The 21,876-nt window shown below is 73.9% G+C and carries 18 protein-coding genes; 11 read left to right on the top strand and 7 right to left on the bottom strand.

What is annotated here, in order from left to right:
• Nucleotides 1-23 precede the first annotated feature (23 nt).
• Entirely contained in the window at nucleotides 24-611 is a 588-nt protein-coding gene (gene thpR / locus AB0J08_RS01080; protein ID WP_360624759.1) for an RNA 2',3'-cyclic phosphodiesterase, read from the top strand.
• Between the two features lie 43 nt (nucleotides 612-654).
• On the opposite strand, the gene AB0J08_RS01075 is transcribed toward thpR, so the two are convergent.
• Nucleotides 655-1,293: a TetR/AcrR family transcriptional regulator gene (locus AB0J08_RS01075; RefSeq protein WP_360624756.1), complete on the bottom strand. Its 639-nt coding sequence runs from the start codon at nucleotides 1,291-1,293 to the stop codon at nucleotides 655-657.
• A gap of 85 nt (nucleotides 1,294-1,378) precedes the next feature.
• On the opposite strand from AB0J08_RS01075, the gene AB0J08_RS01070 reads away from it, so the two are divergent.
• Nucleotides 1,379-2,146: an SDR family oxidoreductase gene (locus AB0J08_RS01070; protein ID WP_360624753.1), complete on the top strand. Its 768-nt coding sequence runs from the start codon at nucleotides 1,379-1,381 to the stop codon at nucleotides 2,144-2,146.
• 209 nt (nucleotides 2,147-2,355) lie between these two features.
• Here the strand turns inward: AB0J08_RS01070 and serC are convergent, their stop codons facing one another.
• Together serC and AB0J08_RS01060 are read right to left on the bottom strand one after the other, a co-directional pair.
• The gene (serC, locus tag AB0J08_RS01065; RefSeq protein ID WP_360624750.1) at nucleotides 2,356-3,474 is read right to left on the bottom strand and encodes a phosphoserine transaminase; all 1,119 of its coding nucleotides are present in this window, start codon (nucleotides 3,472-3,474) and stop codon (nucleotides 2,356-2,358) included.
• Between the two features lie 133 nt (nucleotides 3,475-3,607).
• Nucleotides 3,608-4,708, bottom strand: coding sequence for a citrate synthase 2 (locus tag AB0J08_RS01060; RefSeq protein ID WP_360624747.1), 1,101 nt, complete (start codon nucleotides 4,706-4,708; stop codon nucleotides 3,608-3,610).
• A 414-nt stretch (nucleotides 4,709-5,122) separates the two neighbouring features.
• On the opposite strand from AB0J08_RS01060, the gene pdxH reads away from it, so the two are divergent.
• From pdxH to AB0J08_RS01020, 8 genes are all read left to right on the top strand, one after another.
• On the top strand, nucleotides 5,123-5,755 hold the full coding sequence (pdxH, locus tag AB0J08_RS01055) for a pyridoxamine 5'-phosphate oxidase (protein WP_360625168.1): 633 nt from the start codon (nucleotides 5,123-5,125) through the stop codon (nucleotides 5,753-5,755).
• The gene (locus tag AB0J08_RS01050) at nucleotides 5,752-5,895 is read left to right on the top strand and encodes a hypothetical protein (protein WP_360624744.1); all 144 of its coding nucleotides are present in this window, start codon (nucleotides 5,752-5,754) and stop codon (nucleotides 5,893-5,895) included. The genes pdxH and AB0J08_RS01050 overlap by 4 nt, the downstream gene beginning before the upstream one ends.
• 226 nt (nucleotides 5,896-6,121) lie before the next feature.
• Entirely contained in the window at nucleotides 6,122-6,304 is a 183-nt protein-coding gene (locus AB0J08_RS01045; protein ID WP_360624741.1) for a hypothetical protein, read from the top strand.
• A gap of 41 nt (nucleotides 6,305-6,345) precedes the next feature.
• Entirely contained in the window at nucleotides 6,346-8,784 is a 2,439-nt protein-coding gene (locus AB0J08_RS01040; protein WP_360624738.1) for an FxsB family cyclophane-forming radical SAM/SPASM peptide maturase, read from the top strand.
• A gap of 303 nt (nucleotides 8,785-9,087) precedes the next feature.
• Nucleotides 9,088-9,885 carry an AAC(3) family N-acetyltransferase gene (locus tag AB0J08_RS01035; RefSeq protein WP_360624735.1) on the top strand — a complete coding sequence of 266 codons (798 nt, stop codon included), beginning with the start codon at nucleotides 9,088-9,090 and terminating at the stop codon, nucleotides 9,883-9,885.
• 153 nt (nucleotides 9,886-10,038) lie between these two features.
• Complete coding sequence (locus tag AB0J08_RS01030; RefSeq protein ID WP_360624732.1) at nucleotides 10,039-11,406, top strand: TIR-like protein FxsC; 1,368 nt, start codon at nucleotides 10,039-10,041, stop codon at nucleotides 11,404-11,406.
• Nucleotides 11,407-11,540: 134 nt separating this feature from the next.
• Nucleotides 11,541-15,395 (top strand): FxSxx-COOH system tetratricopeptide repeat protein, encoded by a 3,855-nt coding sequence (fxsT, locus tag AB0J08_RS01025; protein ID WP_360625165.1) that lies wholly within the window; start codon nucleotides 11,541-11,543, stop codon nucleotides 15,393-15,395.
• Between the two features lie 72 nt (nucleotides 15,396-15,467).
• Complete coding sequence (locus AB0J08_RS01020) at nucleotides 15,468-16,445, top strand: D-glycerate dehydrogenase (RefSeq protein WP_360624728.1); 978 nt, start codon at nucleotides 15,468-15,470, stop codon at nucleotides 16,443-16,445.
• A 164-nt stretch (nucleotides 16,446-16,609) separates the two neighbouring features.
• Here AB0J08_RS01020 and AB0J08_RS01015 read toward each other — a convergent pair whose 3' ends face one another.
• From AB0J08_RS01015 to AB0J08_RS01005, 3 genes are all read right to left on the bottom strand, one after another.
• Entirely contained in the window at nucleotides 16,610-17,506 is an 897-nt protein-coding gene (locus AB0J08_RS01015) for an alpha/beta hydrolase (RefSeq protein WP_360625161.1), read from the bottom strand.
• Between the two features lie 56 nt (nucleotides 17,507-17,562).
• Complete coding sequence (locus AB0J08_RS01010; protein ID WP_360624725.1) at nucleotides 17,563-18,510, bottom strand: DUF4231 domain-containing protein; 948 nt, start codon at nucleotides 18,508-18,510, stop codon at nucleotides 17,563-17,565.
• A gap of 180 nt (nucleotides 18,511-18,690) precedes the next feature.
• Nucleotides 18,691-19,455: an SIS domain-containing protein gene (locus AB0J08_RS01005; protein WP_360624721.1), complete on the bottom strand. Its 765-nt coding sequence runs from the start codon at nucleotides 19,453-19,455 to the stop codon at nucleotides 18,691-18,693.
• Nucleotides 19,456-19,675: 220 nt separating this feature from the next.
• On the opposite strand from AB0J08_RS01005, the gene AB0J08_RS01000 reads away from it, so the two are divergent.
• A complete protein-coding gene (locus tag AB0J08_RS01000; protein WP_360624718.1) occupies nucleotides 19,676-20,368 on the top strand; it encodes a metal-dependent transcriptional regulator in 693 nt (230 codons plus the stop codon).
• 638 nt (nucleotides 20,369-21,006) lie between these two features.
• Here AB0J08_RS01000 and AB0J08_RS00995 read toward each other — a convergent pair.
• On the bottom strand, nucleotides 21,007-21,705 hold the full coding sequence (locus AB0J08_RS00995) for a bifunctional DNA primase/polymerase (protein WP_360625158.1): 699 nt from the start codon (nucleotides 21,703-21,705) through the stop codon (nucleotides 21,007-21,009).
• Nucleotides 21,706-21,876 lie beyond the last annotated feature (171 nt).

The raw sequence follows: 21,876 nt of genomic DNA, 5'->3' as shown, positions 1-21,876 counted from the left end.
GTGTGGCGGGGGAAGATGATTCCATGAGGCTCTTTGTGGCGGTGTTGCCGCCGGTCGAGGCGTTGCAGGGGCTCGTCGACGCGGTCGCTCCGGTGCGCGGGCTGCCGGGGGCGGACCGGCTGCGCTGGACGTCCGTCGAGGGCTGGCACCTGACCCTGGCCTTCCTCGGCGAGGTGCCGGTGGAGCGGCTGCCGGAGCTGGAGGCCGCCCTGGCGGCGGTGGCCCAGGTGCACGCCGTGCACCGGCTGAGGATCGCGGGTGCCGGGCGGTTCGGCGACCGGGTGCTCTGGGCCGGTGTGGAGGGCCAGGCGTGGGCGCTGCGGCGGCTCGCCGAGGCCGTGAACGAGGCCACCGCGGACGTGGTCGGCGAGGTGGACGCGTTCACCTTCCACCCGCATCTGACCCTGGCCCGGGCCGGGTCCTCCCGGGGGCACCGGCGGGCGGTGCAGCGGATGGCGGCGGCCGAGCTGGACTCCCTGGCGCTGGCGCTGGGCGAGTACCGCGGGCCGGAGTGGGAGGCCGCCGAACTGCACCTGATGAAGAGCGAGCCGGACGGTGGCATCGCGCACTACGAGACGGTCCGCTGCTGGCCGCTGGCCCGCTGGAGCTGAGGCCCGGCGGGGCCGGCCCCCGCCGTGGCGGTGGCGGTGGCGGTCAGGGCCAGACCCGCATGGCGTCGGTGGCGACCCGCTCCAGTTCGGCCCGCCCGGCGCCGTCGCGGGCCCGCTGGGACATTCCCTGCAGCACGGTGGCGGTGAACTGCGCCAGTGCCGCCGGGTCGGCCTCGGCCGGCTCGTGACCGGCCGCGACGTCCGCCCGGATCAGTGACTCCAGCGCGCGGACGTTGGCGGTGCGGATCGCCCGGACCGCCTGTTCGACCTCGGGGGACGTGCAGTTGACCGTCGAGCTGATCAGCAGGCAGCCCCAGGGGTGGTCCGGGTCGGTGGCCTCGGCGGCGGCCTCGCGCAGCATCCGGGCGATGCCCGCCCGGGCGGTGGGCTCCTCGGCCAGCGCGCGGGTCGCGTACGCGCCGTGGCTCTCCCGGTAGCGGGCGACGACCTCCTCGAAGAGTGCCCGCTTGTCGCCGAAGGCCGCGTACAGGCTCGGCGGGCGGATGCCCATGGCGGCGGTGAGGTCGGCGACGGAGGTCGCCTCCCAGCCGCGCTCCCAGAACAGCCGGAGGGCCTGCTCCAGGGCGGCCTCGCGGTCGAAGGAGCGGGGGCGTCCGCGCGGCGGGGTGCGGGTGCCCCGGCCGGGGAGGGGCGGCGTGCCGGCGGCTGGAGTGGCGTCCATGCCGGTCATTCTATATCGACCACTACAGAAGCTCTGGTACGGTTCCTTTCATTAGCGACCGCTACAGAAATGAGGGGGCGTGGCCATGGGCGCGCTTGCGGGCAGGACGGCACTGGTGACGGGCGGCAGCCGGGGGATCGGGCGGGGCATCGCCGAGCGGCTGGGGCGGGACGGTGCGCTGGTCGCCGTCCACTACGGCCGCGACGCGGCCGCGGCGGGGCAGGTCGTCGAGGCGATCGAGGCGGCCGGCGGGCGGGCCTTCGCGGTCGGCGCCGAGCTGGGGGTGCCCGGCGACGCCCAGGCACTCTGGGCGGCCTTCGACGAGGGCCTGGCCGCACACGGTGGCGGCGAGGGTCTGGACATCCTGGTGAACAACGCGGGGATCGGTCAGTACGGGCGGATCCACGAGGTGGCCGAGGTGGACTTCGACCGGGTCTTCGCGGTGAACGCCAAGGCCCCGTTCTTCGTCGTCCAGCACGGCCTGGGCCGGCTGCGGGACGGCGGCCGGATCGTCAACGTCTCGTCCGGGGTCACCCGGGTCGCGTTCCCGACGGCCGTCTCGTACGCGATGACCAAGGGGGCGCTGAACACCCTCACGCTGACGCTCGCCCAGGAGCTCGGCCCGCGCGGGATCACCGTCAACGCGGTGCTGCCGGGCGTCGTCGCCACCGACATCAACCCCTGGCTGGCCGACCCGCAGGCGCGGGCCAGGGCGGCCGCCTACTCGGTCTTCGACCGGGTCGGGGAGGCGGCCGACGTGGCGGACCTGGTGGCCTTCCTGACCTCCGAGGACGCCCGCTGGATCACCGGGCAGAACCTGGACGCCAGCGGCGGATCGAACCTCGGCGTCTGACCGGCGGCGGGCCGGAGGTACGCTCGATGACCGTGGATCCCAAGACTCGCATGCGTATCGTGACCGGCGCCCTGCTGCTGCTGCTGGTGGTGGTGCTGATCAGCTCGCTCGTCGACAAGTAGCGCGACAGGCGGAAGGGCCACCGCCCGCAGGCGGTGGCCCTCACGCGTGTGCCGGCCCGCTCGGGGCCGCGCCGACCGCGGCGAAGCTCAGAGCTGCTCGACCACGTAGTCGATGCAGGCGGTGAGCGCCTCGACGTCCGCCGGCTCGATGGCCGGGAACATCGCGACGCGCAGCTGGTTGCGGCCGAGCTTGCGGTACGGCTCGGTGTCGACGATGCCGTTGGCACGCAGTGCCTTGGCGACGGCGGCGGCGTCCACCGCGTCGTCGAAGTCGATCGTGCCGACCACCTGCGAGCGCTCGGCCGGGTTCGCCACGAACGGGTTGGCGAACGACGACTTCTCGGCCCAGCCGTACAGCCGGGACGACGAGTCGGCCGTACGGGCGACCGCCCAGTCCAGCCCGCCGTTGCCGTTCAGCCACTCCAGCTGGTCGGCCAGCAGGAACAGGGTGGCGATCGACGGGGTGTTGTACGTCTGGTCCTTCGACGAGTTGTCGATGGCCGTCGGCAGGTCGAAGAACGGCGGGATGTAGCGGCCGGAGCCGGCGATCTCGGCGGCGCGCTCCAGGGCGGCCGGGGAGAACGTCGCCAGCCAGAGGCCGCCCTCGGCGGCGAAGGACTTCTGCGGCGCGAAGTAGTAGACGTCGGTCTCGGTGATGTCGACCGGCAGGCCGCCGGCGCCCGACGTGGCGTCCACCAGGACCAGCGAGCCCTGGTCGGCGCCGGCCGGGCGTCCGATCGGCATCGCGACACCGGTGGAGGTCTCGTTGTGGGTGAGCGCGTAGGCGTCCACGCCCGCCTCGGCGACCGGCAGCGGGTGGGTGCCCGGGGCGGTCTTGATCACGGTCGGCTCGCCCAGCCAGGGGGCCGCCTTGACCGAGGAGGCGAACTTGGAGGAGAACTCACCGAAGTCGAGGTGCTGGGACTTCTCCCGCACCAGGCCGAAGGCCGCGATGTCCCAGAAGGCGGTGGAGCCGCCGTTGCCGAGGACCACCTCGTATCCCTCGGGGAGGGAGAAGAGGCTGCTCACGCCCTCACGCACGCGCTTGACCAGGTTCTTCACCGGGGCCTGGCGGTGCGAGGTGCCGAGCAGGGAGGTCTCGGTGGCGGCGAGGGCACTCAGGGCCTCGGGGCGCACCTTGGACGGGCCGCAGCCGAAACGGCCGTCTGCGGGCTTGATGTCAGCGGGGATCTGGATCTGAGCCACGGGCGGCAGCCTACCGGCCGCGATCACCGAAGTGGTACGGCGGTCCGCCCGCTGAGATGCGATCTCCACCGCTGCGAGCTGCGGAAACAGCGGGCCCGACGGAGCGTCGGACCCGCTGCTCACCAGGGGTTTCTCAGTGCGCGATGGCCTCGTAGCCCTCGATGTCGCGCGGGCTGCGCGGGGCGGGGCCGATGTAGCGCGCGGCGGGGCGGACGAGCCGGCCCGTGCGCTTCTGCTCCAGGATGTGCGCCGACCAGCCGGCGGTGCGCGCACAGGTGAACATCGAGGTGAACATGTGCGCCGGGACCTCGGCGAAGTCCAGCATGATGGCCGCCCAGAACTCGACGTTGGTGGCCAGCACGCGGTCGGGGCGGCGGTTGTGCAGCTCCTCCAGCGCGGCCTTCTCCAGCGCCTCGGCGACCTCGAAGCGCGGCGCGCCGAGCTCCTTGGCGGTGCGGCGCAGCACGCGGGCGCGCGGGTCCTCGGCGCGGTAGACGCGGTGGCCGAAGCCCATCAGGCGCTCGCCCTTGTCCAGCGCGTTCTTCACCCAGGTCGTGGCGTCGCCGGTGCGCTCGATCTCCTCGATCATGCCGAGCACCCGGGACGGCGCGCCGCCGTGCAGCGGGCCGGACATCGCGCCGACCGCGCCGGAGAGCGCGGCCGCCACGTCGGCGCCGGTGGAGGCGATGACGCGGGCGGTGAAGGTGGAGGCGTTCATCCCGTGCTCGGCGGCGGACGTCCAGTAGGCGTCGATGGCCTTGACGTGCTTCGGGTCCGGCTCGCCGCGCCAGCGGATCATGAAGCGCTCGACGACCGTCTCGGCCTTGTCGATCTCGCTCTGCGGGACCATCGGCAGGCCCTGGCCGCGGGCGGACTGCGCCACGTAGGAGAGGGCCATCACGGCCGCGCGGGCGAGGTCGTCGCGGGCCTGCTCGGCGGAGATGTCGAGCAGCGGCTTCAGGCCCCAGACCGGGGCGAGCATGGCGAGGGCGGACTGCACGTCCACCCGGATGTCGCCGGAGTGGACCGGGATCGGAAAGGGCTCGGCGGCCGGCAGGCCCGGGTTGAACTTGCCGTCCACCAGCAGGCCCCAGACGTGGCCGAAGGAGACGTGGCCGACCAGGTCGTCGATGTCGACTCCGCGGTACCGCAGGGCGCCGCCTTCACGGTCGGGTTCGGCGATCTCGCTCTCGAAAGCGACGACTCCCTCAAGCCCGGGTACGAAGTCGGACATGCGACGGCTCCTTCAGCTCTGTGATCGGCGGTCCGCCGTGGTGGGGGCCCGCCAGTGACCGAATGGTGGTTGGCACTCGGTGCCAGCGTGCCAGGCACGGGGTGCATTGCGCCATACACCACAGCGGTGATGTTTCCCGCAGGACCGCCCGACCTTCACCTGAAGGCCGGTCGCGCCCGGCAAATCTCCGGAATCAACCACCGGTTTCCGGACAATTGCCCGTAGCTCGGACGGCCGAGCGGTGGCGAGACACCTTATCTCCCACCGGGGTTTGTCCGGAGGTAGCGGCGCCGGTTGCTTGTCGTACGGGATGATGTTGACGTGCAGACCCCGGAACGCGCCCAGTCGACGCCCCCGAGCCCCGCCACCCGGATCCTGGCCGAGGAGGCCCGGCCCGGGCCGGACCTCACCGTGATGCGCAAGCACTACGCCCACGAGGGTCTGGTCGAGGATCGGCTCGCCGCCGACCCGATCGCCCAGTTCACCCGCTGGTTCCACGAGGCGGACGACGCCGGGGTGGTGGAGCCGAACGCGATGGTGCTCTCCACGGCCGACGCCGAGGGGCGGCCCAGCTCGCGGACGGTCCTGCTGAAGGGCTTCGACCGGCGCGGCTTCGTGTTCTTCACCAACTACGGCTCCCGCAAGGGCACCGAACTGGCCGCCAACCCGCACGCGGCGCTGCTCTTCCCGTGGATCGCGCTGGCCCGCCAGGTGATCGTGCGGGGCCGGGTGGAGAAGGTCGGACGGGACGAGACCGCCGCCTACTTCCGCACCCGCCCGCACGGCTCCCAGCTCGGCGCCTGGGCCAGCGAACAGTCCAGCCCGGTCGGCAGCCGGGAGGTGCTGGAGCAGCGGTACGCGGAGCTGGAGCGCCGCTATCCGGAGGGTGAGGGGGTGCCGGTGCCGCCGTTCTGGGGCGGGTACCGGGTGGTCCCGGAGAACGTCGAGTTCTGGCAGGGCCGCGAGAACCGGCTGCACGACCGGCTCTGCTTCCTCGCCGACCCGTCGGCGCCGACGGGCTGGCAGGTGGAGCGGCTCTGCCCGTGAGCGACCCGACCGAACGGGCCACCCGCCGGGGCCCCGGGGTCGCGCGGGCCCGGGAGGCGATGGGCGAGACCCGTCCGGTCACGGCGGCGAGCAGGGCCGGGCGGCGGCTGGAGAGCGGTATCGAGAGGCGACCGGGGTGAGTCCGCGGGCCGCCGCCGGGGGGCGGTGCGCCGTGCAGGTGCCGCTACGCGACCGCCGAGTGGGTGAACTTTCGGCGAGACTTCGCTGGATGGCGGGGTAGAGGGCGCGGAGGCTTGTGCGGCAGTACGGTGTTGCCCCCGCGCTGCCACTACATTTGGTCGAAGAGGCCTCGGGATATACCCGGCGTCTGCTCTCTCTAACCCCCATCGTGGAAGAGAATCGAACATGACATCCGCACTGGACATCAAGCCCAACCAGGATCTGACGGTTCATCACCAGGCTTCCCGGCCGACCCTGGCCGATCTGGCCTCGCTCGGGGCCGACGAGCTGGCCGCGCAGCTCCGGCGCGCCCTGCCCGGCTCCGATACCGGTCTGGTGCCGGTCGCGGCCTTCAACTCCTCCATCTGACCAGCCGATCGAGCATCGGCTCCGGCTGAAAACGACTGACCATGACGCGGTCCCTGCTTCCGATCACGCAGTTCGTTGTGAAGGTCCACAGCCGGTGCGATCTCGCCTGTGACCACTGCTACGTCTACGAGCACGCCGACACCAGTTGGCGCGCCCGGCCCAAGGTCATCGGCGACGAGGTCCTGGCCAGGGCCGCCGAGCGGATCGGCGAGCACGCCGCCGCCCACGGTCTGGCCGTCGTCCGGGTCGTCCTGCACGGGGGAGAACCCCTGCTGGCCGGCCCGGAACGACTGCGCCGCGCGGCCGAGGAGTTCCGGGCGGCGCTCCCGCCCGGCTGCGCGCTCGACCTGCGGATCCACACCAACGGGGTGCTGCTCGACCCCGCCTTCTGCGATCTCTTCGACGAGGTGCGGATCAAGGTCGGCATCTCGCTGGACGGCGACCGAGCGGCCAACGACCGGCACCGGCGGTTCGCCGACGGCCGCAGCAGCCACCCGCAGGTGCTGCGGGCGGTGGGCCTGCTCCGCCGGCCCGAGTACCGCCACCTCTACGCCGGTCTGCTCTGCACCGTCGACGTCGACAACGATCCGGTCGCCGTCCACGACGCGCTGGCCGAACTCGACCCCCCGGCAGTCGACTTCCTGCTCCCGCACGCCACCTGGGAGCAGCCGCCGAAGCGCCCCGCCGACCGGGGGCCGAACCCCTACGCCTCCTGGCTGCTGGCCGTCTACGACCGCTGGGAGGCGGCCGGCCGGCCGTTCGCCGTCCGCACCTTCGACTCGGTGCACCGCACGCTGCACGGGCTCTCCAGTCTCACCGAGTCGCTCGGCCTGGAACCGGCCGCCCTGGTGGTGCTGGAGACCGACGGCAGCTTCGAACAGGCCGACAGCCTGAAGACCGCGTACGACGGCGCGCCCGCCACCGGTCTCGACGTCTTCACCCACAGCCTGGACGAGGTCGCCCGGCACCCCGGCATCGCCGCCCGGCAGTCCGGTCTGGCAGGCCTGAGCGCCACCTGCCGCGCCTGTCCCGTCGTCCGCTCCTGCGGAGGCGGTCTGTACGCCCACCGCTACCGGGCCGATGGTGGTTTCGACAACCCCTCCGTCTACTGCGGGGATCTCATGACGCTCATCAACGGCATCGCCGACCGCGGCGAGCAGGCGCCCGGGCCCGGCGCGACCACGCACGTCGTACCCGCGCAGGCCGGTGAGCCGGCCGTGCCCGCCGGCCTCACCCACCCGCAGCTCGACGAGCTGGCCCGCGGACACGGCGGCGCGGACACCGTCCGGTCCCTCGTCCGCTCCCAACTCGCGCTCACCCGGGCCATGCTGGCCGCCGTCCGGGGCGCCTCCGGCCTGCGCACCTCGGCCGCCTGGGAGCTGCTCGCCGACCTCGACTCCGCCGCTCCCGCCGCGCTGGACGCCGTGCTCGGCCACCCGTACGCCCGGGCCTGGGCGGCCCGGCGGCTCGGCGGCGACCCCGGCGCCGGCATCGGCCCGCTGGCCGAGCTGGCCGCCGCCGCGGCCGTCCGGGCCGGGCGGGGCGACACCGTGGCCGTGCCGGTCCGCGCCGGCGCCCTGCACCTGCCGACGCTCGGCCGGCTCGACGTCGCGGCGCGGACCGGCGAGGTGCTGGTCACCGGTGCCCGCGAGGGCTTCACCGTGCGGACGGCCGACGGCGAGGCGGTGACCGTCGCCGCCGAGGGCCGGACGGACCCGCGCTGGCAGCCCGTCCGGCGGATCCGGCTCGCCGAGGGCTGGACCGTCGCGCTGGAGGACACCGACCCGCAGCGCGACAGCCACCAGTGGCCGGTCGAGGACCGCCTCGGCGATGCCGAACTACAGGCCTGGGCCGGGGCGTTGCGGGAGGCGGCGGAGCTGCTCGACCGTGATCTGCCCGGCTACGCGCAGGGCCTGCGGGTGGGTCTGAGCACCGTCACTCCGCTGCGCCCGGGCCCGCCCGGACGCGACGTCAGCGCCGCCGCCCGGCAGGCGTTCGGGGCGGTCGGGATCGCCCGCCCGGCCACCGCGCCGACCCTCGCGCTGCTGCTGGCGCACGAGTTCCAGCACGTCAAGCTGGGGGCGGTGCTGGACCTGGTGGATCTCTACGACCCCGCCGACACCGCGCTCTACCACGCCCCCTGGCGGCCCGATCCGCGCCCGTTGGAAGGCCTGCTCCAGGGCACGTACGCCCATCTCGCGGTGACCGCCTTCTGGGGTACCCGGGTCCGCCGCTACGACGGCCTGCCGGGCGAGGCCGCCGACCACGCCCGGGCGCAGTTCGCCCTCTGGCGCGGGTACACCGCCGAGGCGGTCGAACGGCTCGCCGGCTCGGGCTCGCTGACCGCCCTCGGAGCGCGCTTCGCCGACGGTATGCGGGCGGGCGTCCGACCCTGGCTGGAGGTCCCGCTGCCGGGGGCGGCCGAGGAGAGCGCCCGGCGGGCCCGCCGGGCGCGGCAGTCGACCGCGGGGGCCGGCTGACCGGCCGTCCACCACGCACGCCCACCGCACCCGCCGTCCGTACGGCCGGCCGAATCGTTCGACCGGCTGATCGAGCGCCGGCGCTCGCCCGGACCGTCCGACGGCCCGTCGCGGGAGGCCGGGCGGAAGCCGGTCACCCGCCCGGTCGTTTCCGCTGTACCCTCGCCCCACCCCGGCTCCGCGGACCCCCTGCGGAGCCACGCACCCTCGGGAACCGCCATCCTCACCCACACGCGCGCCAAGGGCGCCGCGACCGCCACCGAGCGTGCCGCGCCGCCCGCGCAGGACGTGTCGCCGAGCGCCATGACCAGGAGTCAGCTCGTCGACCGGTTCTCCGAGTTGGGCGTGCGCCCGGGTGAGGTGCTGCTCGTGCAGGCCTCGCTGCGCGCCCTCGGCCCGGTCGCCGGCGGGGGCGACACGGTCGTCGCGGCACTGCTGGAGGTGCTCGGCCCCCGCGGCACCCTGGTGGCGTACACCTCGACCCCGGAGAACTCCTCCACCTCCCGGCTGGTCACCACCATGATGCGGGGCTGGACGCCCGAACAGGTCAGCGCCTGGCGGGCGGCCATGCCCCCGTTCGACCCGGACGAGACGCCGGCCTCGCCGACCGTGGGCCGGCTCTCCGAGCTGGTCCGCACCCACCCGGGCGCGCTGCGCAGCAGCCACCCGCAGTCCTCCTTCGCGGCGGTCGGCGCCCGCGCCGAGGAGATCACCGAGCTGCACGAACTGACCTGCCACCTCGGCGAGCGGTCCCCGCTCGGACGGATGTACGAGATCGGTGCACGCGTCCTGACCATCGGTGTGCCGATGGCCAAGTTCACCGCGTTCCACCTGGCCGACCTGCGGGTGCCGGACGGGCGGGTGCGCCACTACGGGTGTGTGGTCAGGGACGGCGAGGGCGGTCGCTGGATCCACTTCGACGGCCCGCACCTGGACGACCTGCACTTCCAGGAGCTGGGCGACGAAGTCCTGCGGGTGGCCACCGGGGTGGTGGAGGCGCGCATCGGCGGCGCCGACTGCCGACTGATCCCGATGCGCGAGGCGGTCGACCTCGCCGTCCCCGTCCTGCTGCGGCGCCGCGGCACGGCCCCGCCGGAGTAGCGGGCCGGGTGGCCCGAGGGCGTTCGTTTCGGTCATGTCAATCCGTGCCACCCGCTGTGCTATTCCATTGGGGCCGCAGTCGTTCCTACACTGAAGCCCCGCGTACGGGGACTCGCGGTGAAGACGTTGCCGGCGAGCCAGGGGGAGGCGCGTGTGAACGACCATGGCTGGGACGAGGACGCCGCCCGGCCGTACTTCTTCCTCAGCTACGCCCACACCCCGAGAGCGGGGGCGCGCGGTGCGGGCGACCCCAACCACTGGGTGCGGCAGCTGTACCGGGACCTCTGCGAGGCGGTGCTCCAACTCACCACCGTGCCCGCGGGAGTGCCGGTCGGGTTCATGGACGAGTCCATGCACCAGGGGGAGTTGTGGGCCGAGCGGCTCTCCGAGGAGCTGGCCGCCTGCCGGGTCTTCGTGCCGCTGTACTCGCCGCGCTACTTCAACAGCGTGCCGTGCGGCCAGGAGTGGCACTCCTTCACCCGGCGACCGGTGTACCCGGCGAACCTCGACTCGGAGCGGACCAGTGGGATCGTGCCGGTGCTCTGGGCGCCGATGAGCCGCTACAAGCTGCCCCGGGTGGCGAGCGAACTCCAGTTCAACCACACCAGTTTCGGGCCGGACTACGCCACCGAGGGCCTGTACGCGCTGATGAAGCTCAGCTACTTCCGCTCCGCCTACGAGCTCGCCGTGCACCGGCTGGCCCGGCGGATCGTCGAGGTCGCCGAGGAGACGGTGATCCCGGTCGGGCGCCCACTGGACTTCAACGCCCAGCCCAGCGCCTTCGACGTCACCGCGCCCACCAAGCAGCTGCGGATCTCCGTCCTCTCCTACCACCAGGGCGAGCTGCCGGCGGACCGCAACCCCGACTACTACGGCACCAAGCGCACCGACTGGCACCCCTACCGGCCCGTGGCCGCCCGCCCACTGGCCGAGCACGCGGTGCGCCTGGCCCGGCAGCTGGGGTTCCAGGCCACCGTGCACGAGTTCGACGACGAGGCCGAGGCGATCATCGCGGGCGGCGAACCCAGTGCGCCCGGCCTGCTGTTGCTGGACCGCTGGGCGCTCCAGGACGAACGGCGGCGGGAGCTGGTCCGGCGCTTCGACCGCTCGGACTCCACCTGGGTGAGCGTCCTGGAGCCGTGGAACCTGGACGACCCGGACTGCGTCGAGCGGCACCGGGAGATGGGCGAACTCAGCGACCAGATACTGAGGATCACCCACCGGTCGGCCCGGCCCAGCTTCCTCGGCGCCGCCGGCGGGACACCCGGGCTGGGCAGTCTGGAGGAGTTCGACGACGCGCTGCCGCGGGCCGCGATGAAGGCCAAGTACGCGTTCGAGGGCCGGACCAGGACCGAGCCCGACGAACCGGCGCCACCGCGGCCCAATCTGCGCGACGCCTTCCGGCCGGGGGGCGGGCGGGACGGACCGGGCTCCGCTCCCTTCGGCCACGACGACCACCCAGCCAGCGACTCAGGCGACCGCCCGGACGACGGGACGCCGCCCGGGGGAGGATTCGCATGAGCGAGCACCGCACCAGGAACCTCCGCATCGGCGGGCCGACCGCGGCCGAACTCGCCGCCCAGCGCGAGGCGGAGCAGGACCGGCAGGGCCGGGTCATCACCTTCTACTCCTACAAGGGTGGCACCGGGCGCACCATGGCGCTGGCCAACACCGCCTGGATCCTGGCGGCCAACGGCTTCCGGGTGCTCACCGTGGACTGGGACCTGGAGGCGCCGGGCCTGGCCAAGTTCTTCCACCCGTTCCTCGACCCGGCGGTGCTGGCCGGCACCACCGGAATGATGGACCTGATCGCCGAGTACCGGGAGGAGGCGCTGCGGCCGGTCGAGCACGAGGAGGGCTGGCACCTCGACTTCGCCCGGGTGCACCCGCACGCGCTCTCGCTCTCCTGGCCGCTGTTCCCCGGCGGCGGGAGCCTGGACTTCCTCTCCGCGGGCCAGTTCAACCGGGACTACTCCGAGGCCGTCACCCACCTGGACTGGGACATCTTCTACGACCGCTTCGACGGCGGGCAGTTCTTCGACGCGCTCAAGGCCGACATGAGCAAGCGCTACGACTACGTACTGATCGACTCCCGCACCGGTCTGTCCGACATCGCCGAGATCTGCACCGTCCAGATGCCCGACGACCTGGTGGTCTGCTTCACCCTGAGCGACCAGTCGATCGACGGCGCCTCCCGGATCGCCCAGCACATCCACGACCGCTACCGCGAGCGCGGCATCCGCATCCTGCCGGTGCCGATGCGCATCGACGAGGGCGAGAAGGAGAAGGCGGACGCCGGCCGGGCGCTGGCCCGGATCCGCTTCGACGGCCTGCCGGCCGGCCTGTCGGGTGAGGAACTCGCCCACTACTGGGGCTCGGTGGAGATCCCGTACCGGCCGTTCTACGCCTACGAGGAGATCCTGGCGACCTTCGGCGACCAGGGTGGTGCCCAGACCTCGATGCTGGCCGCCTGCGAGCGGCTGACCGGCGTGATCACCAACGGCCGGGTCTCCTCGCTGCCGACGGTCGACGAGGAGGTGCGGCTGCGCTACGTCGACGCCTTCACCCGGCGCCGCCCGTCCGTCCCGGCCGACCTCTACCTCTCCTACGTCCCCGAGGACCGGATGTGGGCGGACTGGATCGAGTCGGTACTGACCAGGGCCGGCTTCCGGGTGCTGCCCCGGGACCTCAGCGCCGGCTCCGACCCGCGCCAGGAGACCGAACGCGGCATCGACGCCGCCTACCGGACGGTCGCCGTGCTCTCGCCCGCCTACCAGCGCTCGCCGCAGGCCCGCGCGCTCTGGGAGTCCGTGGTCAGCTCCGACCCGTCCGGCACCCGCCGCCAGCTGGTCCCGGTCCGGGTCGGCGACGTCCGGCTCACCGCACCGTTCAGCAACCGCAACCCGGTCGACCTGGTCGGCCGGGACGAGACCGCGTCCGTGCAGACCCTGCTGCGCGCACTCGGCCGGGCCGACGTGCCGCTCGCCGAGACCACCGGCACCGGCCCGCGCTTCCCCGGCAGCAAGCCGCAGGTCTGGGACGTGCCGCCGCGCAACCCCTCCTTCACCGGCCGGGCCGCCGTCCTGGAGCAGCTGCGCAACCAGCTGCGCGGCGGCATGGCCGCCGTCCTGCCCACCCCGCAGACGCTGTACGGGCTCGGCGGCGTCGGCAAGACCCAGGTGGCGCTGGAGTACGCGCACCGCTTCATGTCCGACTACGACCTGGTCTGGTGGATCGACGCGGAGCAGACCGAGCTGGTCGCCCCGGCGCTGGCCGACCTGGCCCGCCGGCTCGGCCTGCGGGTCGGCGACTCGGTCACCGAGGCGGCCGAGGCGGCCCGGGAGGCGCTGCGCCGCGGCGTGCCCACCTCCCGCTGGCTGCTCATCTTCGACAACGCGGACGAGCCGGCCGAGATCCGCCGGTTCTTCCCCGGCGGCTCCGGCCACATCCTGGTCACCTCCCGCAACCAGGCCTGGTCCGGGCACGCGGAGGCGCTGGAGGTGGACGTCTTCACCCGCGGCGAGAGCGTCGAGCACCTGTGCCGCCGCGCCCGCGGGCTCTCCCGCTCCGACGCCGACCGGGTGGCCGAGGCGGTCGGCGACCTGCCGCTGGCCGTCGAGGTCGCCGCCGCCTGGCTGGACACCACCGGCACGCCGGTGGACACCTACGTCGCCCAGCTGCAGGCCGAGGCCGCCCGCGCGCTGGCCGGCGCCCGCCCGGCGGACTACCCGACGCCGGTCGGCGCGACCTGGAACGTCTCGATCGGCCGGCTGCGCACGCAGTCCCCGGCGGCGGTCCGGCTGCTCCAGCTCTGCGCGTTCTTCGCGCCGGAGCCGATCTCGATGAACCTCTTCTACAGCGACCAGATGATCCGCGCGCTGGTGCAGTACGACGCCGACCTCAGCGACAAGTTCATGCTGGGCAAGGTGATCCAGGCGATCGGCCGGTACGCGCTCGCCAAGGTCGACGCCGGCACCAACAGCTTCCAGGTGCACCGGCTGGTCCAGGCCGTGATCCGGGCCGAGATGACCGAGGACGAGCAGGAGATCGCCGTCCACGAGGTACACCGCATCCTCACCGGCGCCCGGCCCGTCCTCGGCGACACCGACGACCCGGCCAACTGGCCCGCCTTCGACGAGATCTGGCCACACCTGTCGCCCTCCAAGGCGCACAACTGCGACGAGGCGGACACCCGGCAGCTGCTCATCGACCGCGTCCGCTACCTCTGGAAGCGCGGCGAGCTGGACCGCGCCCGGGACCTCGGCCACGCACTGGACGCGGAGTGGACCGGCAAGCTCGGCGAGGACGACCGGCAGACCCTGCTGCTGCGCTTCCAGCTCGCCAACGTGCTCCGCTCGCAGGGCAACTACGCCGAGGCACTGGCCCTGGACGAGTCCACCCTGGAGCGCCAGCGGGCCCTGCTGGGCGAGCACCACCCCTACACCCTGATGACCGCGGGCTCGCTCGGCGCCGACCGCCGGGCCCTCGGCCGGTTCCAGGAGGCGCTCGACCTGGACCGCGAAATCCTGGAACAGTTCCGCGAGTTGTTCGGCGACGACAACCCGCGCACGCTCTCCATGGCGAACAACCTGGCCATCGACTACCGGCTGGTCGGTGCCAGCGAGGCCGCCCGCGAACTCGACCAGGAGACCCTGGACCGGCGCACCGCGGTGCTCGGCCCGCGCCACCCGTACACCCTCTCCACCAAGTCCAACCTCGCCCGGGACCTACGCGAACTCGGCGACTACCGGGGCTCGGTGGAGCTGCTGCAGGAGGTCACCAACGACCTCGGCGACGTGCTGGACCCGGACCTGCCGGAGAACCTGCGCAACGCCAAGTCGCTGGCCGTCTCGCTGCGCCGGACCGGCCAGCTGGCCGAGGCCCGCCGGATCACCAAGGAGACCTACGAGCGATACCTGGAGCGGTACGGTGCCGACGCCCCCGACGCGCTGGCCTGCGCGCTCAACCTGGCCGCCGACCACAGTGCCTCCGGCGACAAGGAGGCCGCCCGCGACCTCTGCACCACCGTGTACGAGGGCCACCGCCGACTGTTCGGCGAGGAGCACCCGTTCACCCTGGCCTGCGCCAACAACCTCGGCATCTACCTGCGGGGCAGCGGCGACGTCCAGGGGGCCATCGAGCGCGGCCGGGACACCGTGGACGGGCTCACCCGCTCGGTCGGCCCGGAGCACCCGTACACCCTCAACGCGATGATCAACCTGGCCAACGCCCACGGGGACGCCGGCCAGGTCGGCCTCGCCGAGGAGCTGGGCCGCCGCGCGTACGCGGGCCTGTGCGAGCGCTACACGCCCCGCCACCCCGACGCGGTGGCCTGCGAGGCCAACCTGGCCGTCACCCTGCGCGCCGCCGGGCGGCACAGCCAGGCCGCCGAGCTGCGGGCCCGGGCGATCGCCGAGCTGATCCGCCAGTTCGGCGAGGAGCACCCCAACACCGTCGCGGCCCGCGGCTGGAAGCGGATCAACCGCGACCTGGAGCCGCAGCCGGTGTGACGCCGGGGTGCCGCCGGGAGGACCGGACGTCGACGGCCGCCCGCAGGGCCCGGAGCGTATGCTTCGGGCCCTATGAGCGAGCAGCCCCTGCCCCCGGTCCTGGTCACCCGCCGCCTCGCCGCCGGGGTGATCGAGCGGCTCACCGCGCGGCACGCCGTGACGCAGCACGACTCGGACCTGCCGATGGCGCGCGGCGAACTGCTGGCGGCCGTCCGCGGCCGGACGGCGGCGATCACCACCCTGGACGACGTGGTGGACGGCGCGTTCCTGGACGCGGCCGGCCCCGGCCTGCGCATCGTGGCCAACCACGCGGTCGGCCACCACAACGTCGACCTCGCGGCCTGCGCCGAGCGCGGCGTGCTGGTCAGCAACACCCCCGGCGTGCTCACCGCCGCCACCGCCGACATGGCCTGGGCACTGCTGCTGGCCGCCACCCGCCGGCTCGGCGAGGGCGAGCGGCTGCTGCGCTCCGGGCGGCCCTGGGCCTGGGCGCCGAACTTCCTGCTCGGCCTGGAGCTCGGCGGCACCCCGCTGGGCGTCCTCGGGATGGGCCGGATCGGGCAGGCGGTGGCCCGCCGGGCCCGCGGCTTCGACATGCCGGTGAGCTACCACAACCGCCGCGAGCTGCCCCCGGAGCAGGCCGAGGGCGCCGAGTGGCTGCCGCTGGAGGAACTGCTCGCACGGTCCACCGTGCTGGTGGTCACCTGCCCGCTCGGCCCCACCACCCGGCACCTGCTGGACGCCCGCAGGCTGGCCCTGCTGCCGCCCGGCGCGGTCGTGGTCTCGATGACCGCCGGGGTGGTGGACGAGCAGGCGCTGGCCGCCGCACTGGAGTCGGGCGCGCTCTTCGCCGCCGCGGTGGACAACTTCGAACGCGAGCCGGCGGTGCCGTCCGCGCTGCTCGCCCAGGAGCGGGCGGTGCTGGCGCCGCACCTGGGCAGCGCCACCGTGCGGACCAGGCAGGCGATGGGCGGCCTGGCGGTGGACAACGTCCTGGCGGTGCTGGCGGGCGGCGCGCCGGTCACGCCGGTCGCCCCGGTCACGGCCTGAACGGTCATGCCGGTGGGGCCCGCCCCGCCGCAGCCCGGTCGGTCACGCTGTCAGGGCCCGGGCGGCCATCCCGTCAGGGCTTGAACGGGCATGCCGTCAGGACCCGGTCGGTCACGAGGTAAGGACCCGGTCGGCATGCCGTCAGGGCCCGACCGGCCATGCCGTCAGGGCCTGAACGGGCCACCCGGTGGCAGGCCGGCCGAGGTGTGGCCGGCCGCCCAGGCCAGCGCGGTGGTCATCACCCGGAAGGCGCCGAAGTGCGCGGCGCCGGGCTCCAGGAAGAGCACGGCCCCGGGAATGTGGTCGCCCAGCCAGCGCGAGTGCTCGACCGGGGAGAACTGGTCGTCCGCGCCGTGCCAGAGCCAGGTCGGCACGGTGATGTCCTGGACCTTGAAGCCCCAGTCGGCGGTGAACGCCAGCACGTCGTCGATCCAGCCGTCGGCGCCGTGCCGGAACGCCTCGCGGTAGTTGCTCTGCAGCATCCGGCGCAGCCCGGTGTCGGCGACCACCTCCCGGTCGGTGGGCGGCAGTTCCGACCGCAGGCCCTTCAGCAGCCGGCCCGGGTCGGCCCTGATCTGCTCGGACCGGAACCGCATCGAGTCGGCGATCCGGCCGTGCCCCCGCTCGGCCTCCCGGTACGCCCGGATGTTGGAGGGGGTCATCCCGCCGTACCAGTCCAGGCCGGCCGCGTTCCGGGGCGCCAGGCCGACCAGGACGGCCACCCGGCTGACCCGGTCGGGCAGCAGCGCCGCGCAGGCCAGCGCGTGCGGGCCGCCGCCGGAGCGGCCGAGCACCGCGAAGTCGGTGAGCCCGAGCTCGTCCGCGATGGTCCGCACGTCGGCGGCGGCCGCGCTGACCCGGCGGCCGGGCAGCCGGGTGGAGTCGCCGTAGCCGGGCCGGTCGAAGGAGATCAGCCGGACACCCAGGCGGTAGAGCACGGTGCTGCGGGGGTGCGGGCCGACCCGGCTGCCGGGCGTGCCGTGCACCAGGAACACCGGCCGGCCGCGCGGGTCGCCCACGACCTCGACGGCGAGGGCGCGGCCGTCGGCCGCCTTGACCATCCGTAATGACACGCGCGGCCTCCTCAGGCTCCGGTCCGGTCTCCGGTCAGGCTCTGTCAGTGGTCCCGGTCGGTCGTGCCGCGGACCTCGCGGCGGGCCTGCCAGGTGGTGTGCTCCCGGGAGACCGCGTCCTCGGCGTCGCGGGCCAGCCGGGCCCAGATCTCCTCGGCGTCGGCCGACCCGACGTCCAGTCCGGCCAGCTGGTGGCGGATCAGCTCCAGCTCCTCGGCGGCCAGGGCGTAGGCGGCGGCCAGCGGCCGGTACTGGCGCAGCTGGGCCCAGGCGGTGACCGAGGCGGCCACCGCGGAGACCGTGCCGAGCGCGTCGTAGCGGAACCAGCCCATCGCCCGCAGGACCGCCAGCACCAGGCCGAGCAGCGGCAGCACCACGCCCAGCACGCCGGTCCAGAAGCCGGCCCGGGCGCAGTACCGGGCCTTGGCCCGGTACCAGTCGTGCTGCACCTGGATCCGCTCGCGCAGGTACACCTCGCGGCGCACCGCCAGCGGCTGGGCACGCAGCCCGCGCATCGCCTCGGTGATCCCGGTGCCGGCGTCCGGCTCCCCGGTGTCCGCCGCGGTGCCGGTCGCCGCGCTCCCGGCGGCCGGGCCGAGCGCGCGGCTGCCCCGGAAGGCGTTCAGCACCCGGCCGAGCTGGAAGCGGTACAGGCCCTCGGCGTCCGGCAGGCTTCGCGGCGGCGGTTGGTAGGCGTCGGCCCGGACGGCGAACTTCCAGGCCAGCGTCTTCACCGACTCGGCGGCCGCCCGGCCCTCGTACCAGAGGCCCTGCGGGTTCTGCCGGCTGATCACCAGGGCGAGGACGATCGCGCCCAGGTAGGCGACGGCGGCCGGCCAGGCCCAGGGCTCGCCGTCGGCGGAGCCGGCCGCGGCGGCGACCACGAGCAGCGCCAACTCCCAGGCGGAGAGCAGCACGGACCGGCGCTGCCCCTGCAGCGAGGCGGAGTCGGCGACCCGGAACAGCTCGGGCAGCAGCTCCCGCTCGTGCACCCATCCCCTCGGACCCGCACCCGACGCCATCCTCGGCCCCCACCCGTCGCTCCGGTCGCACCGCTCTCCTGCCCCGGCCGCCCGCCCGGTACGCCCGGACGGGGCCCGGCCCCGCCGCATTGGCCGGGATACCGCCGGAGGTTGTCCCATACCGTGACACTCCGGCGGCGCGGGGGCGACTCAGTAGGTGTAGAAGATCCGCTCCGCGTTGTCGGCCATCTGCTTGGCGTTCCACTCGGTGCCGCCGGGCACGTTGCCGGAGCGGAACAGCGGCGGAGCGGCACCGTCGCCGTCGGCCGCCGCGTCGGCCAGCCGGCCGACCGCCGAGGCGACCACGGCCTGCATCAGCGCGCTGGTGACGATGGTGGAGACCGGGCCGAAGGTGGTCTCGGCGGCCGGGTGGGTCAGCTCGCCGTCGCCGACCGCGATCTTGTTGTCCAGGACGACGTCGCAGTGGTCCTTCAGATAGGTACCGGACGGGTGCGCCGAGGGGACCTGCGCCGGGTACGCCAGCGAGGTCACTCCCACCACCTTCAGGCCGCGGGCCCGGGCGTACTGGGCCAGCTCGACCGGCATGATCTGGCGGCCGGAGAGCGAGATGACGAAGAGCAGGTCCCCGGCGGTGGCCGGGGTGAGGTCCAGGGTGGTGGTGGCCAGGCCGGAGACCCGCTCCAGCGCGCTCGCGAGCGGCGCCGGCATCACCGTCACCCCGGCCATCCCGGGGACGTCCAGCAGGTTGACCGGGACGAGCCCGCCGGCCCGGTAGACCACGTCCTGGGCGGCGAGCGAGGAGTGGCCGGAGCCGAAGGTGAAGACCCGGCGCCCCCCGCTGATCGCCTCGGCCAGCAGCGCGGCGGCCGCCTCGATGCTCCCGGCCTCCTCGGCGTGGACCCGCCGCAGGTGCTCGATCGCGGCGTCGAAGTACCGGCCGACCAGGTCGCTCATCTGTTGCCTTCGCTCTCTGCCGGTGGGGGAGCCGGCCGGATGGGACGGTCGGGTGGTCCGGACCGCCGATGGAGAAAGCTACGGCGAGCACGGTGCTGCCTCACCGGTACCGCTGTCAACAGGAACGAAAACCCGCCCCCGAAGCCCCTGCGCGGACCCGGTAGCCCGCCCGGTACGTCAGAATTGGCGGTGAGGACACCGAGGAACGGAGCCAGCGGCGATGTCTGGGCTGATCGACACCACTGAGATGTACCTTCGCACCATCCTGGAGCTGGAGGAGGAGGGCATCACCCCGATGCGCGCCCGGATCGCCGAGCGTCTGGAGCAGAGCGGCCCCACGGTCAGCCAGACGGTCGGGCGAATGGAGCGGGACGGGCTGCTGCAGGTCGCGGGCGACCGCCACCTCGAACTCACCGAGGAGGGCCGCCGGCTCGCGGTGCGGGTGATGCGCAAGCACCGCATCGCCGAGTGCCTGCTGGTCGACGTGATCGGGCTGGAGTGGGAGCAGGTGCACGAGGAGGCCTGCCGCTGGGAGCACGTGATGAGCGAGACGGTGGAGCGCAAGGTGCTCGCCATGCTCGGTCACCCCACCCAGTCCCCGTACGGGAACCCGATCCCCGGGCTGGACGAGCTGGGGGACGCCAAGGCGGAGGGCGAGGGGTTCGACGCCGCGCTCGTCCCGCTGGACACGGTGCGGCCGGGCGACGGCGGCGCCAATGTGGTGGTCCGCCGGATCGGCGAGCCGATCCAGACCGACGGCGAGCTGATGCGCACGCTGCGCCGGGCCGGGATCCGTCCGGGGTCGACGGTGCGGGTCTCCGCCGGGGTCGGCGGAGTGCTGGTGGGCACCGGGGACAACACGGCCGAGCTGGGCAAGGAGATCGCCGCGCACGTCTTCGTCGCGCAGCCCTGACCACGCTGGGGCGGCGCGTCCGCCGTGCGGTGCCACCCGGTGGCCCGGGGCCGTGACGGCACGAGGCCGTGCGGACGACGACACGAGGTCGTGACGGTACGAGGCGATGAGCAGGGCCCGGTGCTCCCGCGCACCGGGCCCTGCTCGTCCTCCCCGTCCCTCCCGCTCCCGCGGCACCGGCCTCCCCGAACCCGGCCGGTGCCACGGCCCCCCGCGCTCCCCTCCTGTTCCCTCCCGTCCCCTCCGTTCCCCTCCTGGTTCCCCTCCGGCCCCTCCCGCTCCCTCCCGTTTCCCTTCCGACCGCCTCACCCGGCTTCCCCGTCCGAGCGACCCTTCCGGCGTCCCCTCACGGTGGAATTCCTCCCCTCGGCAGATCATGGCAATCCTTGAGCGTTGTCACTCGTACGAGGGGCTTGTGCCGTTGACCAGCGGGTACATCGAAGCCTTATCCGCACATGCGTCTGACGGGCCCCGCCTCCGGTGGGAGGCAAGGCCCGTCAGTCGCGCGCGGGGTCTCGCGCATCGCACGCCCTCACCCGATAGGCGTAGGGCGGCTGTTCACGGGGTGGTGAATCATTCGGCCGAACCCGGCCGAACCCCCGCTCCGGGGCACGGCGCGGGCCCCGGAGCGGGAGGCCTCAGCGCACCGCCGCCGGCTGGGCCGACCGGGGGTGGACCGAGGGCGCCTCGCGGCCGCACGCGTACGCCAGCGGGCTGATCAGCTCGGCGGCGTCGGGCAGCCAGCGGTTCAGCGCGGAGGGCGAGCGGGCCCACTGGGCGAAGCCGCTCGGGCCGACCCGGGAGGGCGGGGCCACCGTCCAGTCGCCCTCGCCGCGGGCCACCAGGTCCAGTCGGCCCGGCGGCCAGCCGAGCCTGCGCAGCATCTCCGGCAGCTTGGCCGCCACTCCGGGCAGGACCAGGAAGTGCAGCCGCCGCCCGGACCGCCCGGGCGCGGCCGGGACGGCGACCACCGGGCCGAGCTGGAGGTCCATCCGCTCCATCCGGGCCAGCGCCAGACAGCCGGCCATCTCCGGTACGTCCAGGACGTCGAAGGACCGGCCGGTGGGCAGCAGGATCGAGGCGTCGGGCCGCTCGGTCCACCAGCGCCGCACCGCTCCCGGACCGGCGCTCGCCTTGCGGGCCCAGTCCGCGTCGATCGGGTGCGCACCGGGCAGCGGGCAGCGCCCGTCGCCGCAGGAGCAGTGGGCCGGCCCGTCGCCGTCGATCAGCCAGGCGCCCGGGGCGACCTCCCAGTGGCGGTTCTCGGCATAGCTGACGGCTTCGACGAGCAGCGGGGGGAGTCCGGCGTTGCCGCCCTGGTCGGGGGAGTCTGGGATGTCTTCCACGCGCTGCTCAACTACCGTGCGTGAGGCTGGTTACGGCCCGGCGGGAGCGGGTCTGTCGCGTGGCGCCAATTGTCACTCGAACCGGTGAGGCGGCCGAGTTGGGGTGGGCAGCGGTGGGCGCAGCGGGGGCGCACGGGAGCATTTACCAGGGCGCGTGGGGGG

The organism is Kitasatospora sp. NPDC050463 (genome assembly GCF_040655255.1).
Lineage (GTDB): Bacteria > Actinomycetota > Actinomycetes > Streptomycetales > Streptomycetaceae > Kitasatospora.
This window is presented reverse-complemented; position numbering and strand designations above follow the sequence as displayed.

Excerpts from the sequence above, each read along its gene's own strand:
- AB0J08_RS01005 (WP_360624721.1), bottom strand. The coding sequence starts at position 19,455 with ATGAGCGACCTGGTCGGCCGGTACTTCGACGCCGCGATCGAGCACCTG.
- AB0J08_RS01070 (WP_360624753.1), top strand. The coding sequence starts at position 1,379 with ATGGGCGCGCTTGCGGGCAGGACGGCACTGGTGACGGGCGGCAGCCGG.
- pdxH (WP_360625168.1), top strand. The coding sequence starts at position 5,123 with ATGCGCAAGCACTACGCCCACGAGGGTCTGGTCGAGGATCGGCTCGCC.
- fxsT (WP_360625165.1), top strand. The coding sequence starts at position 11,541 with ATGGCGCTGGCCAACACCGCCTGGATCCTGGCGGCCAACGGCTTCCGG.
- AB0J08_RS01075 (WP_360624756.1), bottom strand. The coding sequence starts at position 1,293 with ATGGACGCCACTCCAGCCGCCGGCACGCCGCCCCTCCCCGGCCGGGGC.
- AB0J08_RS01000 (WP_360624718.1), top strand. The coding sequence starts at position 19,676 with ATGTCTGGGCTGATCGACACCACTGAGATGTACCTTCGCACCATCCTG.
- AB0J08_RS01020 (WP_360624728.1), top strand. The coding sequence starts at position 15,468 with ATGAGCGAGCAGCCCCTGCCCCCGGTCCTGGTCACCCGCCGCCTCGCC.
- thpR (WP_360624759.1), top strand. The coding sequence starts at position 24 with ATGAGGCTCTTTGTGGCGGTGTTGCCGCCGGTCGAGGCGTTGCAGGGG.
- AB0J08_RS01060 (WP_360624747.1), bottom strand. The coding sequence starts at position 4,708 with ATGTCCGACTTCGTACCCGGGCTTGAGGGAGTCGTCGCTTTCGAGAGC.
- AB0J08_RS01035 (WP_360624735.1), top strand. The coding sequence starts at position 9,088 with ATGACCAGGAGTCAGCTCGTCGACCGGTTCTCCGAGTTGGGCGTGCGC.
- AB0J08_RS01045 (WP_360624741.1), top strand. The coding sequence starts at position 6,122 with ATGACATCCGCACTGGACATCAAGCCCAACCAGGATCTGACGGTTCAT.
- AB0J08_RS01015 (WP_360625161.1), bottom strand. The coding sequence starts at position 17,506 with ATGGTCAAGGCGGCCGACGGCCGCGCCCTCGCCGTCGAGGTCGTGGGC.
- AB0J08_RS01040 (WP_360624738.1), top strand. The coding sequence starts at position 6,346 with ATGACGCGGTCCCTGCTTCCGATCACGCAGTTCGTTGTGAAGGTCCAC.